The sequence below is a fragment of the Sorangium sp. So ce590 genome (genome assembly GCF_051521365.1).
Classification (GTDB): Bacteria; Myxococcota_A; Polyangia; order Polyangiales; family Polyangiaceae; genus Sorangium.
In genome coordinates, this window is record NZ_CP150346.1 from 5,232,453 (window position 1) to 5,245,579 (window position 13,127).

A 13,127-nucleotide genomic window follows, 5' to 3' on the forward strand; every position below is an offset into this window, starting at 1 on the left:
GTCTTGATCCCGACGGCATCCCTCGCGGCCCGCGGCGGTCACACGACCCGTTTATGAACCACGTGGACCCACTCTAACATCTCGTACTTCCTGGGCAAAGGGATCGCAGCGCGCCACGTGAGCTCGACGCGCATCGCGTCCGCGTCGATCAGCACGGTATCCAGGTGCGTGCGGTGCTCGGTGCGGGCGCCGAGCGCGAAGCTCGTGAACCCGAGGTGCACGCGCGGCAGCGCGAAGACCCACCGGCCCTGCGGCGTCGCGCCGGTGACCTCGATCGGCTCATCGCCCCGCAGCGGCGTCGGCGACCACTGATCCTCGGGGACGCAGACGTGGAACCGGCTGTCGAAATCGTCCGGCAAGAGCGGCATCTTCGTCTCCATCCACTCGGGGCCGTAGGTGCCCGCGTACGAGGCGCGCGGCTGCCAGTGGCGATGGATCGCGCCGAAGCCGGCCGGTACGTTGCGGTGCCCCCCGATCGGGTGAGCCGGGTCCTCGATCCGCGCGGCCGCCTGATCGACGAGCGAGCGCACGTCGCGCATGGCGCCGCGGCCGACGGTGTTCCTCGGCTCGCCGAACGGCCGCTCCGGGTCCGAGAGATCGAGGCCGCCCCACGCGAGCTCGTACAGCAAGGGGACCGGCTCCACGATGGGCTGCGCCGGGCCCGGCGTGAGCCCGCCCATCGCGCCGAGCGCCCACGCGCGCTGGCCAAAGGCCCGGACCGTCTTCGCGATGGAGCCCATCTTCAACGACACGTCGACGTGCTTCGCCTGCCCTGGAGAGCGCGCGTGGGCGTGCCCGAGCAAGAGCACGTCGGTCCCGGGCTTCTCGTCGAAGAGATCGGACGGCTTCCGGATACTCGCCCGCGCCGCGTCCGCGCCGTTGAACTCGTCCGCCAGGTAAGGCGCAGGCCCGTCCGGATCGATCGTCACGCCGCCGCGCGCGTCCACGGCGAACGTGATCTTGATGATGATCGCGAGCCGATCGCGCCCCTCCTTGCTCTTCACCGGGACCGCGAGATGCTGGCCCGGGGTCTGGTTGATGATGCGGATCATGGGCCGCCGAGCACCTCGAAGCGGCGGAGCCACCGCTCGATCGAGCGCTCGTCCCAGGGCGCGAAGAACTGCAGGTCGGCGCCGCCCGCGGCGCGGAGCGGGCGCACCAGGGCGTCGACCTCCCGGTAGGCCGGCGGAACCTGCCGCCGGTTCACGTCGCCGCGCTCAGGCGCGCCGCCCGCCTGGATCAGCACCCCGTCGCCCGAGGCCGTCCAGGTCGACAGGCGCGGCGCGCCGAGGCCGCCTCCGGCCCGCAACTCGTCGAGCATCGAGGGCCCAAGCCACGTGAGCCAGCTCACGGTACGGATCCGCCGATGGAACGCCTCGGTGAGCCGGACGTACTCCGCCACGTCGTAACCCCAGTACCTGCGCGCATGCGCATAGATGGCGGCCGCGGGCGCCTGGTAGTTCTGCGCCTCGCAGTCGGAGAACGTGTACCCCGCGGCGCCCCAGCGGAGCCGGAGCTTCGCCGCGATGGCGCAGATCCGCGCGTGGAAATCCGCGAGCGGCCACGTCTCCGGCACGGTCAGGTGCAGGACCGCGTGGGCCGTCAGGTGCAGCGCGTCCGAGCCCTCCGGGAGATCGCCGATCTCCGCCCAGAAGCGGTACGAGTACGGTGACGCCTCGAAGGGGTCGCGCGACCCGCTGCACACGACGGACATCTCGTCCCGGCCGAGCCGCACGAGGTGGGCGGAGATCCGCTGATCCTCCGGTCCGCCGCCGGGGACCGGAGGGACGCCGAGGTTCGCTCCATGAGTCGAGATGTAATCGAGGTGCGCGCGCCGGACCGCCTCGGGGCGCTCGGCGCACGAGAGCGATACGTGCGTCAGCGCGGGGCCGATCCAGTCCCACACCATGTCGTTGACCGCATCGAGCCGCGCCTCGTCCTCCGCGGCGAGCGGCTCGAGGTGGAGGACCGCGCCGAGCGCCCCGTAGACGATCGGCGTCCTGTTGGCCAGCCGCGCGAGCGGCTCCGGCGCGACCTCGTGGCTCATAGCTTCAGCGCGACGCGCGCGATGGGCGCGACCCTCCGGTGAAAGCGGTAGAGGAGGTTCTCGAGCAGCGCGCGCGCCGGAGCGCGCTTGTAGGGGAGCTCGGCGTAATGGGCCCGGAACTCGGTGCGGCTGGACCCGAACGTGGGCAAGGTCTTCGACGGGTTCATGATGACCTCGAGCCCGTCCTCGGAGACGTAATTGCGGATGAAGTTGAGCCACCACACGCTCATCGCCTCGAGCTCGACGCGGATCCCGGGGGTGATCGAGGCGGCGAGCTCGACGCGCACGTCAGCGACATGATCGGTCGGCTCGACGTCCACCGGGAACTCCCGGTGCGGCCACGCCTCCAGGTACGTCGAGCGATCGTCGAGCCACGAGCGCACGAGGCCCTCGCGGACCGACAGCTCCCCGCCGTCGAGCGGCAGCGTCCCGACGAGGCTCATCCGCGTCACCGGGTGATCCGCGCCCGCGCGCCGGAGCTCCTCGACGACGTTGCGGAGGAAGAGCGGCGCGACGCCGGCGACGCGCAGCCTCCAGCGGTACGCCGGGCCGAGGACGCCCTCGGCCTCCCAGGGCCCGTCGATGCGCTCGGCCGCGCCGAGGAGGGGGTCGAAGACGGCCCCGCCCGCCGCGCCGCGGTTGATCGCCTCGATCAGGGCGCGGAGCGACGCGACCGACATCGGGAACTCGGCCGCGCCCTCCGTCTCCACCTCGATGATGAGCTCTTGCGGCTCGGCGCTCGCGCGGTAGGCGACGAGCAGCCCGCCCGCAGCGAACTCCATGTCATAGAGAACAGGCACCGTTCACCGTCACTTGCATCCACCGTTGCTTGTCTTCTTGTTATCGCAGTTGGCCGGGGCGCATGACTCGCAGCTCGGCACGATCGGCGGATCGGGCCTGCTGAACGCCTGGTAGTCCTTGGCTTGGCCCTTGCTCATCGTGTCGCCAGGGCCCTTGATCTCGATCACTTGCCGGCCGATGAGCCCGTCCGGGAACTTCACCCGGACGCCGCGGTTCATGAGCCGGAAGAGCGCGAACTTGATGCGGCTGAACAGCGGCGCGCCCCTGCGGATGCCCTCCATGGCGCCGAGGCCGACGATCCCCCAGGGGCCGGCCGGGATGCGGGGGTTCGCGAGCGCGCCGGTCACCGCGGCCGCGCCGGGCCCCGCGAAGGCGCGCACGCCCGCCTGGTGCGCGGCGAGGACCGCGTTCGCCGCGGCGCCGGCCGGGCCGGGCGCGTTCGTCAGGTTCGCCGCGAGCTGGCCAGCCGACCCGGCGGCCCCGCCGAACACGATGGGCACCTCGCGCTGGATGCGGCCCGCCAGCTCGGGGTTGTGGCGCCGGAGCTTGTCGTAGAACTTGTTGTTGAACGACCCACGCTTCCCCTTCGGCTTCGAGCAATGCTCGTCGACGGCCTCGCGGAAGGCCTGGCACATCACATCCTTGTAGCCCGACGCCGCGAGCCCGCCTCCGCCGTGGACGAGCTGCTCGGGAGCCTGGACGGCCATCTCAGATGTTCCCGTTCGACTTGTCGCCGGTCCGCACGACGCCGCCGCCCTCGGCGTCCACGTCGGTCGACGCCATCAGGATGGCGACCATCCCCATGATCTTGTTGCTGACGACGCCGAGCGCGACGCCCGGCTGATCCCCGTTGGAGAGCGCGCTCTTTCCCTTCTTGGTCCACATCGGCGTGGCGATGCTGAGCGTCTTCGTCGTGTAGCCCGGGCCCATCGTCGAGGAGACGGCCACGTTGGGGTACGGCATGGGGACCGGACCGCCGGGCGTCGGCGTCTTGCAGATGTCGAGCGGCCCCGACGTGACGGAGGTGTGGACCGACGCGACGCTCGCGCACATCTTGTTCTGGTTCAAGAGAGGCATACTCGTTCGAGTCCGTGCCAGGGCGCGGCGGAGGCCTCCTCGCTACTTGTCCGCCACCATGGGGGCAAGCTCGGGTTGAGGTCCGGTCGCGGTGAGCTTGATCGTCGACGACTTGATGACGACGGAGCCGGCGGAGATCGTCACGTTGGACCCGCCGACCTTGAGCGTGATCGAGGCGGCGTTCATCGACAGCGCGCCGCCGACGGTGATGTTGAGCGTCGAGCCGCTCGAGATGGCGATGTCGCCGCCGGCCTGCGCCGCCCAGACGCCGCCGACCGTCGTGGCCTTGGCGCCGCCGACGTTGATCGCGACGTCCTTTCCGCTCGCCGAGATGAAGGCGCCGCCGACCGTCGTCGCGTGCGCGCCGAGGGTGAACGAGCTCGCGCCGGTCGCGCACGCCGCGATCTCGGCGCCGCCCACGCTGATGCTCGTGACGCCGGCGACGGCCATCCCGACGCCGAGCGCGGCCGCCTCGACGGCGCTGCCGCCGACCGTCTCGCTGAACGAGGCCGGCGTGCTCGCGCTGACCGACATGGGCGTCATCGTCGTGTGACTGCCGCCGATGGTGAGCGAGCGCGAGCCCTTGACATCCACCTTCTCATCGCTGCTCACGGCCTCGGTCCGCGACCCGCCGACGGCGATCGTCTGCGACCCGCCGATCTCGATGTCCTCCTGCGCGCCGACGTCCAGCGTGGCGTTCGCGCCCACCGTCTGCTCGTGGTTCGAGCCGACGCCGAGCGTCGCGACGTTCGTGACCTTCTCCGTCTTGTTGTTGGCGACGACGACGTTGAGATCCCGCTCCGCGTGGACATGGACGTGCTCGCCGCCCCCGCCGTCCTCCATGCGGATCTCGTTGTGCCCCCCGCCGCCGGGGCTCGACGACGACTGCAGCGCCGACTGGGTCTTGCTGTCGGGAAGCTTGTACGGAGGGCCGTACTTGCCGTTGTAGACGCGCCCGAGGACGATGGGCCGATCCGGATCGCCGCCCTCGAAATCGACGACGACCTCCCAGCCGACGCGCGGGATCGCCACCGCGCCGCTCGAGTGCAGCTGCGCGACGCGCACCCAGCACGAGCTCTTGTCGTCGCCGGTGCCGCGCCGATCCCAGGGGAACTGCACCTTGACGCGCCCGAACGCGTCGGTGTGGATCTCCTCGCCCGCGGGGCCCGTCACGGTCGCGAGCTGCGGACCCGGCACGTCGCACTCCGGCGCCGACGCGGGCGGGCGGAACGGGAGATCCTTCGGCAGGAGGTGGAAGCGGTTCCTGTAGGTGCCCTCCCCGGACGCGTCCTCCCACACGTGCTCGATCTCGCGGACGACCCACTCGCCCTCGAGCGCCTGCTCCGGCGCGTCCGTGAGCTTCACCGTGTGGCCCGGCGTCAGCGAGGCCACGGTGCTCGCGCCGCGCGCGCCCTGCGACGCGGCCTCGAACGCCTCGAGGCGGATCCGCGCGCGCCGCGCGCCCTCCGACGGCTCGACGTAGCGGCCGGGGTAGTCGTAATGCTCGCGGCCGAGCGGCGCCTTGCCGCTCGCGTTGGCCTCGAGATCGAGCGCGGGTCGCTTGAAGTCGTGATCCCGGAGCGTCACCTCGGCCGGGCGGGCGCGCTCGAACAGCGCGAGATCGGTGATCGCATAGCCCGAGGTGAGCCCGCTCTCGCGCCGGAACACGACCTCCGCGGTCGGCTGCGCCTCCGCGTAGGCCGAGCTCGAGTCGCCGAAGACGACGATCGCGCCCTCGTCGCCGTGCTCGTGGAAGTAGAAGATGCCGTCCTCCTCGAGGACGCGCGAGACGAACGTGAAGGTGTCCTCGCCGAACTGCGTGCACACCTCGCGCTTCGGGTAGCTGCCGGACAGCCGCCACCGGACGCGCGCGCCGACGATGCCCCGCTCCTCGAGCAGCGCGGAGACGATCTCCTGGCTCGTCTGCTCCTGGAAGATGCGATGATCCGTGGTGCACCGGAGGACCGCGAGCGGCGACTCGAGCGTGACCGCGATCGTGCGCGGGTCGCCGCGGCTCGCGCGCTCGCGCACGCGCGTCACGACGCCGCAGAAGAGCCGCGGCGCGCCCTCCTGGCTCGCGACGATCGCCGTCGCGCTCGCGCCGACCCAGCCGCCCGGGTCGAGCTCGGGCGCCGAGAGCTCGATCTCGACCTCGACCTGGTACGAGAGGCTCAGCCCCTCGTGGGCGGCGATGCTCCGCACGCGCGCGAGCTCCGGGGAGAGCCCCTCGGTCGCGAAGAACGCCTGGTGGAGCGAGATCGCGTCGCTCATCCGTTGTGCGCTATCTTCGAGGCCTTCTTCGTGATCGTCGCGCCGGGCGCGGCGATCGCGGGCGCCTTGACCTCGACGCTCGACGCCTTGATCGTGAGCGAGGCGCCCCCGACGCGCATCGAGATCTCGCTCTCAGCCTCGATCTCGATCGTGGGCGCGTTGACGAGCATCGCGCCGCCGACCGTGAAGGCGAGCCGCGACGTCGCGCTCTCGCCCACGTTCGCCCCGGCGGCGATCACGTACGCGCCGCCGACCGTCTCGGCGCACGCGCCCTTCACCGAGACGGCGCAGCCGGCCGCGCCCGCGTTGATCTTGGCGCCGCCGACCGTCTCGGCGCACGCGCCGCCCGTCAGGTACGCGAGGCCGGTCGCCGCGGCGCTGACCCACGCGCCGCCCACCGTGACGCTCGCCGTGCCCAGCACGAGGCGGTTCACGCCCAGCGCGGAGATGGCCATCATCGTCCCGCCGATCGTCACCGAGCGACCCCCCGTCGCGTCGAGGCTCGATCCCAGGGTCGCGGTGACGCTGCGCGAGGCGCCGATCGTCGTCGTCTCGGAGCCGCCGACGACCACGGACCGGCTGCCCGACACGGTGAGCGACTCCGCGCCGCCGACGCTCACGTCCTGGTTCGACACGACGCCGACCTTGCGGTTCGAGCCGACCTTGGCGTCGAGGTTCGCGCCGATCGTCTCCTCGAGGTTGACGCCGATCTTCTCCATCCTGTTATCGCCGACGACGACGTTCATGTCCTTCGACGCGTTGAGAAAGATCTCCTCGCCGCCCTTCTTGTCCTCGAACCGGACCTCGTTCGACGAGCCGCCGCCCGGCGTCGTCGCCGTCTGCCACGAGGTCCGCGTCTTGTTGCCGGGGAGGCTGTAGGGGACGGGGAACTGCCCGTCGTAGAGGTGCGCGCTCACGTAGGGAAAGTCGACGTCGCCCTCGACGTGGTGCGCGAGCACGTCCCAGCCGACGCGCGGCAGGACCATCGAGCCGCCGAGCGGGAACTGGCCGACGCGCATCCACGTCGAGGCCTTGTCGTCGCGCTGGCCCTGGCGATCCCAGTAGAACTGCACGCGGACGCGGCCGGACCTGTCGGGGTGGATCTCCTCGCCCGGCGGGCCCACGACCACCCCCGTCTCCGGGCCGGCCGGGTCGCGCGTGACAGGCCCGCGGCGCGCGGCGCGGTACGGCGTCGCCTTCGGGATGGCGACCCAGGCGATGCGGAGCGTCTCGCCCCCGCCCGCCGACGGACCGCGGTCGTCCGAGACGACGTAGGTGACGCGCTCGACCAGGTAGCTGCCATCGAGCCCCTCGACCGGGTGCTCCGACAGATCGAAGCCGCGGCCGACCCGCAACCGGGTCGTCGACGCATCGCCCGCGACGACGACCCGGCGTGCCCGCAGCTCCTCCAGGCGGACCTGCGCGCGGCGCTTGCCGTCGCCGGGCACCGCGAAGCGCCCGGGGAAGTCGTAGAGCTCGCGCGCGCCGCTGCCCGCCTTCTCGTCCATGAGCAGGCGCGGCTTGTCGAAATTGTAGTCGCGCAGGCGGACCGCCTCGTGGGCGAGGGCGGCGCGCTTCGTCACCCGGTACACGGCGCCCCGCGCCTCGAGCAGCTGCGCGTCGTCCCGGAACGACAGCTCCGCGCCGCCGTCGATCGGGGCCGCCGTGGTCGAGTCATCGCCGAGGACGAGCTTCGTCGCACCGTCCTCGTGCTCGAACCAGTAATAGATGCCCTCTTCGTCCAGCAATCGCTGGACGAAGTCCCAGTCGCTCTCGCGGTACTGGGCGGTGTAGGGCCGCGTCGCGTACGACGCGCTCGTGCGCCATTCGACGTCGGCCACCTGGCCGCGCGCGAGGACGTCCTTCACGATGTCGACGACCGTCATCTCCTGAAAGACGCGGCTATCGCGCCCGAGCGCGAGCGGCGAGACGGGCGACCCCAGCGTGAGCTCGAGCCGCGCGCCCTGCGCGAGATCGCCGACGTGGCGGGCGGCCGAGACGACCACGCCGCGGAGGGGCAGCACGCCGCCGAAGCCGTCGGAGAGCACGAGCTCGTACGGCTCGCCCAGGAGCTCGCCTGGGGAGGGGGCGCCGTCGCGCGTGAACACCTCGGCCGACAGCGCGTAGGGGCAGGACAGCGCGACGGTCCCCTGGAGGCGCGCGACCTCCAGCCCGGTACCCCCCACGGAGAGCTCGGCCACGTGCGCCATCAGCCCACCAGGTTGGGGTTGCCGGAGATCTTGATCTGGCCCGAGGCGTCGAGGGTGATGAGGCCCGCGAAGCTCGCGGAGGCGGGCGTCAGCGTCAGCACGCCGCCGCCGCCGAGCAGGTTCGCCACCCCGCCGACGAGGATGTTGATCTTCTTCGCGTTGATCGCGACCTTGCCCGCGGCGTTCATCGAGGCCAGGCCGCCGACGGTCACCGCCGCGGCGCCCTTCGTGCCGCCCACCCGGTTCGCGGCCGCGGCGTGCACGCACGCGCCGCCGACCGTGGCGGCGTAGGCGCCGACGACCGACTCGGTGACGGACTTGCCGGACGCGGTGATCTTCGCGCCGCCGACCGTCTCCGACTTGGCGCCCGCCACCGCCACGGAGACGCCCATGCCGGCCGCCGAGACCATCGAGCCGCCGACCGTGAGCGAGTAGCTCGACTTGGCCGTCTTGTCGATGCCGAGCGCGGCGAGCGTCGTGTGGCTGCCGCCGGTCGTCTCGGCGTCGCTGCCCGCGATGAGCTGGCTGATGTTGCCGCTCACCGAGACGGTCTCCGACGCGCCGATCGACACCGTGCGATCGCTCTTGATCTGGAGGCCCTGGTCGGCGCCGACCGTGGAGGTCTGGTTCGCGCCGATCGACACGGTCTGGCTCGCGCCGATCGTGATCTGCTCGTCGACGCCGACCTCCACCCGCTCGTCGACGCCCACCTTCTCGGTCTTGTTGTTGTTCGTCTGCGCGTCGAAGTCCTTCGACGCGTTGACGAAGAACTCCTGCCCGCCACCCCCGTCCTCCATGCGGATCTCATTGGATTTGCCGCTCGCCGGGCTCGACGGCGTCTGGAGCGCCATCCGCGTCCCCGCGGCCGGATGGGTGTAAGGAGACGTCTTCTCCGCGTTGTACATCCGGCTCACGGCGATGGGCCGGTCGGGATCGCCGTCGAGATAGACGATCGACATCTCCCAGGTCATCCGCGCGAGGGCCATCGATCCGCCGATGGGGAGCTGGACGACGCGCATCCAGCACGAGCTCGTGTCGTCGTCCTTGCCGAGCCGGTCCCAGAAGAACTTGCCCTTCATGCGGCCGAGCCGGTCGGTGTGGATCTCGCCGCCGGGCCCCGTGACGACCGCGGAGTGCGCGCCCCGCAGCCGCGGGCGCGCGGCGGTCCGCGGCACGCGGAACGGGGTCGCGTGCGGGATGGCCGTGAACCGGTTCGTGTAGGAGCGCGCGTCGCCGCCGCCGGCCGTCCCGAGCCCGCGGGCGATGATGTCGTGCCGCACGGCGGTGAGCAGGTACTTCTGCGACAGGTGCGCGCCGGCCGTCTCCTCCAGCTCGAACCACGAGCCGGCGCGGAACGTCCAGCGATCGCTGTGACCGGCGCCGACGCGGGACCGGGCGAGGATCTCCTCGCAGCGGATCTTCGCCAGCGCCGCGCCCTCCTCCGGCGTCCTGTGGCCAGCGGCGTACTCGAAGCGCTCGCCGCGCGGCGACTCGACCCCGGCGTGGGTGGACGTGAGGTCGATATGAGGCGTCTCGAAGTTGTAATCGCCCACGGACGCCGCCTCCGGTGTCGCGATCGTCTCGAGCTCGAAATCGAGCACGCCGACGCCGTGCTCGCGTCCATCGACGATGGGCCACGCCACGGTCCCCTCGACAGGAGGGAAGCTCGATTGCGCGTCGGCGAACGTGACGTGGGTCCCGCCGCCGTCGTCGTGGATGAAGTAATGAATGCCCTCGTGCTCGAGCAGCCGTGAGGCGAAATTCAGGTCCGTCTCGCGGGACTGGACGCAATAGGTGCGCTCGGCGAGCGTGCGTTGCAGCGACCACGCCACGTCACCGCGCGGGATCCCGGCGCCCTCGAGCACCTCGGACACGATCGCCTTCGCGTCCTTCTCCTGGAACATACGCGTGTCGCTGCGCAGGGTCAGGAGCGAGAGCTCGTGGACCAGCTCGATGAAATAGCGCCGATGGTGGCCGTGCTGCAGGCCGTCGAACCGCGCAGCGGACACGACGAGGTGGAAATGGCGCACCGGGGCGCCGTCGACGCAGAGGGCGAGGTAGGCCTTCTCCCCGATGAGCCGCTCGAGGTCGAGGTCGTCGGGGCCGACGAGCTCGACCGTGGCATGGGTCGGCTGCGAGATGGCCTCCAGGACGGTCGCGGCCACGGCGGTGAGGCCGGCCGGGATCGCGCTGCATTCGAGGGAGAGCGAAAGGAGCTGCTCCACGGTCGACCTCAGTTGAGCCGGATGATGCGGCCGACGATCTTGTGGATACCGGAGGCGCGCGCGGTGATGTCGTGCGCGACCGTCTCGATGAGCCCCTGGGCGCGGACGACGAGGCTCGCCGCGCCGCTCGCGATGGCGAGCTCGTGCTCCGCCGCGACGATCACGCGGCGCGCCTTGATGAGGAACTCGTCGCCCTCGTCGACGCCGGGCGTGGGCGCGGTGCGCAGGGCACCGAGCACGACCCAGCCCCCGCCCTCGCGCTGGACGATGACCCGCTCGCGGCGGACCAGCGCCGTGGCGAGCACGCGCGGCGAGAGCGCCTCATCGAGCGCCGCCTCGATCTCGGAGCCGCCGAGCGAGAGCCGGGCCGTGCGCCCCTCTGCGTCGAACGCGACGAGCCGCGCGGCCATCAACCCGGCGGCCGCCGACTGCGCCTGCGACGCGGGCGGCGGGTCCGACGCCGGGGCGGAAGGCGGGCTCGGAGGAATATCGAGCTTTCGCACCGCCGCCCGCTTCACTTGCCCCGCCATGCGGTCCTCCTGTGGTCCTGAAGCCTCCCGCGAGGTTCGCTCCGGCCAGGATACACGAGGAGCGCGCAATCATGCATCCCTCGAACAGCGCGCCTGACGCCGGTCGCGGCGCAGTTCGTGCACGCACCACGAGACGATCGATCCGGAATCACCGCAGGCGCTACCATCGACGGCCGTCATGGGCCACATCGTCCGCCGACCGTCCTGGGGAGTCATCGATCTCGATACCCGAACCGGGCACATCTTCGTGCAAGAAGAGTGGCGGTACGTATGGCAGCTCGACCCCGGGGCCCGGCCGTGGACCTTGCAGGAACGGCGCCGGTTCCATCACACCGCCGACAGGCACATCTGGGGCGCGTGGAGCCGCCGGCTCCGGGTCCAGCCGACCGGCACGCACCGGCTGGCGAATCCAGTGCGCGACCTCCCCATCGCCTTCGATATCCGGTGGGTCCTCACCGGAGGCCACTGGACGGTGAACGTGAAAAAACTCAGCGCCGGCGCCCCCTCGCCCCGGAGCTGGGTCGATTTCCGCGCGCGCACCATCCAGCTCGATCAGCTCGACGCGATCCCGCACGCCGTCGGGAATGCCGCGCATCAATCGAGGAGCGGCTTCTACACGATACCGCACGAATTCGGGCACACGCTGCCGACGGGGGCCGGCAGCGCGCTGCCGGTGGACGACGAGTACGGCGCGGGGCACGCGCACCTCGCCGATACCGATAGCCTGATGAACATAGGCCGTCAGGTGCGCAGCCGCCACGTGCAGGCCGTCGTGGACGAGCTCAACGCCATGCTGCCTGACCTGCAGTTCTCTGTGGCGCCCTGAGGGCAGGCTGGACACGGGCGGTGGGGGCGGCGAGGATGCCCGGGTGCCGGCCCGAGGCAGGGACGAGGACGACCAGAGCACGGCGGAGCGCGGCGCGCCGCACGGCGTGACGCTGTTCGATCACGCGCAGATCTCCGCCGAGCTCGCGGAGGGCGATCGCGCGCTCGCGCGCGTGCTCGATGCGCGCGGGCTCACGGAAGCGCAGTGGAACGAGGTGACGCTGTACTGGATGCAGCGAATGGGCGACGACGTGATGGACCACGCCGAGCGCGCGCGCATCCCCATCGTCTACTCCGACGCCTTCTCGAAGGCGCAGGACGCGCTGAAGCCGCTGCCCGCGATGGACGTCGAGGGGTACGCGGCGCTGGTCGCCGCCATCCAGGCGGCCGGCTCGCCGGCGCCGCCGCTCGCGGCGCGCCGGCTGTCGATCGCCGACTATCTGCGCCTCTCACGCCATTTCGCGCGCGCGATGGCGGCCGACGCGGAGCAGTCCAGGCGGTTCTTCGAGGTGCTGCAAGCCCTCGCCCCGCCGGCGGAGGAGGTCGAGGTCTGACGGACACGGCGGGAGGGCGCGGCGCCCTCGCGGCAGCGGGGGCGGCTCACCCGGGCGAGCCGAGCGCGGCGCGCGCCGCGGCCACCCTCTCGCGGTAGGTCCGGGCAAGCGTCGGATCGGCGGCGAGGCGCTGGGTCCAGGCGCGCTGCTGACGGGAATAGGAGGAGAGCGAGAGCCGGGCGCCGGCCAGCACGGCGCTCGGGGGCTCGCCCGCCTCGATGCGCGCGGTGAGGCGGGCGTAGTCCTCGAGCGGCAACACGGGCTCCGACGGGCCGAGCGCCGCCTGCGCGGCGGTGTAGGCGCGATCGAGGTCCTGGCCGAGCGAGAGGTCGGCCTGCAGCGCAGCGGTCGCGACGCGGAGGAGCCACGTCATCTCGACGTCCATCCACCGCACCTCGTCGAGCCCGTGCGAGGCCAGGACGCTGGATCGAGCGGCGGGCGCCTCGGCGAGCTCGGCGGAGATGCGGGCGTACGTGTCGAGGTCGACGCCTTCCACCGGCGAGCGCGGCACCGGCTGCGTCGGGTCGGGGCCGCCGGGGAGCTGCGGGAGGGGGGGACGTTCGTCGGGCATCGGTCTCCTGTCGCGC

General features: G+C 71.8%; 12 protein-coding genes. 2 read left to right on the top strand and 10 right to left on the bottom strand.

The genetic code is table 11. From position 1 onward, the window contains the following. Positions 1–38: 38 nt before the first annotated feature. From WMF28_RS19775 to WMF28_RS19815, 9 genes are read right to left on the bottom strand one after another with little or no spacing between them, the layout of a single operon-like run. Positions 39–1,052 (bottom strand): DUF2169 family type VI secretion system accessory protein, encoded by a 1,014-nt coding sequence (locus WMF28_RS19775; RefSeq protein WP_437603812.1) that lies wholly within the window; start codon positions 1,050–1,052, stop codon positions 39–41. Beyond that, entirely contained in the window at positions 1,049–2,047 is a 999-nt protein-coding gene (locus WMF28_RS19780) for a type VI immunity family protein (protein WP_437603813.1), read from the bottom strand. The genes WMF28_RS19775 and WMF28_RS19780 overlap by 4 nt, the downstream gene beginning before the upstream one ends. Next, positions 2,044–2,847 carry a hypothetical protein gene (locus tag WMF28_RS19785; RefSeq protein WP_437603814.1) on the bottom strand — a complete coding sequence of 268 codons (804 nt, stop codon included), beginning with the start codon at positions 2,845–2,847 and terminating at the stop codon, positions 2,044–2,046. The genes WMF28_RS19780 and WMF28_RS19785 overlap by 4 nt, the downstream gene beginning before the upstream one ends. Before the next feature lie 9 nt (positions 2,848–2,856). Then, complete coding sequence (locus WMF28_RS19790) at positions 2,857–3,555, bottom strand: hypothetical protein (RefSeq protein WP_437603815.1); 699 nt, start codon at positions 3,553–3,555, stop codon at positions 2,857–2,859. Position 3,556: 1 nt separating this feature from the next. Next, positions 3,557–3,916, bottom strand: coding sequence for a PAAR-like domain-containing protein (locus WMF28_RS19795; RefSeq protein WP_437581421.1), 360 nt, complete (start codon positions 3,914–3,916; stop codon positions 3,557–3,559). A 51-nt stretch (positions 3,917–3,967) separates the two neighbouring features. Beyond that, the gene (locus tag WMF28_RS19800; RefSeq protein ID WP_437603816.1) at positions 3,968–6,196 is read right to left on the bottom strand and encodes a type VI secretion system Vgr family protein; all 2,229 of its coding nucleotides are present in this window, start codon (positions 6,194–6,196) and stop codon (positions 3,968–3,970) included. Continuing rightward, positions 6,193–8,406 carry a type VI secretion system Vgr family protein gene (locus WMF28_RS19805; RefSeq protein WP_437603817.1) on the bottom strand — a complete coding sequence of 738 codons (2,214 nt, stop codon included), beginning with the start codon at positions 8,404–8,406 and terminating at the stop codon, positions 6,193–6,195. The genes WMF28_RS19800 and WMF28_RS19805 overlap by 4 nt, the downstream gene beginning before the upstream one ends. Then, positions 8,406–10,631: a type VI secretion system Vgr family protein gene (locus WMF28_RS19810; RefSeq protein ID WP_437603818.1), complete on the bottom strand. Its 2,226-nt coding sequence runs from the start codon at positions 10,629–10,631 to the stop codon at positions 8,406–8,408. The genes WMF28_RS19805 and WMF28_RS19810 overlap by 1 nt, the downstream gene beginning before the upstream one ends. Positions 10,632–10,639: 8 nt before the next feature. Then, complete coding sequence (locus tag WMF28_RS19815; RefSeq protein ID WP_437581425.1) at positions 10,640–11,161, bottom strand: hypothetical protein; 522 nt, start codon at positions 11,159–11,161, stop codon at positions 10,640–10,642. A gap of 178 nt (positions 11,162–11,339) precedes the next feature. Between WMF28_RS19815 and WMF28_RS19820 the strand changes: the two genes are divergently transcribed. Beyond that, positions 11,340–11,987 (top strand): hypothetical protein, encoded by a 648-nt coding sequence (locus WMF28_RS19820; protein WP_437603819.1) that lies wholly within the window; start codon positions 11,340–11,342, stop codon positions 11,985–11,987. Positions 11,988–12,030: 43 nt separating this feature from the next. Further along, the gene (locus tag WMF28_RS19825) at positions 12,031–12,540 is read left to right on the top strand and encodes a hypothetical protein (protein WP_437603820.1); all 510 of its coding nucleotides are present in this window, start codon (positions 12,031–12,033) and stop codon (positions 12,538–12,540) included. Positions 12,541–12,586: 46 nt separating this feature from the next. On the opposite strand, the gene WMF28_RS19830 is transcribed toward WMF28_RS19825, so the two are convergent. Further along, the gene (locus WMF28_RS19830; RefSeq protein ID WP_437603821.1) at positions 12,587–13,111 is read right to left on the bottom strand and encodes a hypothetical protein; all 525 of its coding nucleotides are present in this window, start codon (positions 13,109–13,111) and stop codon (positions 12,587–12,589) included. Between the last annotated feature and the right edge of the window lie 16 nt (positions 13,112–13,127).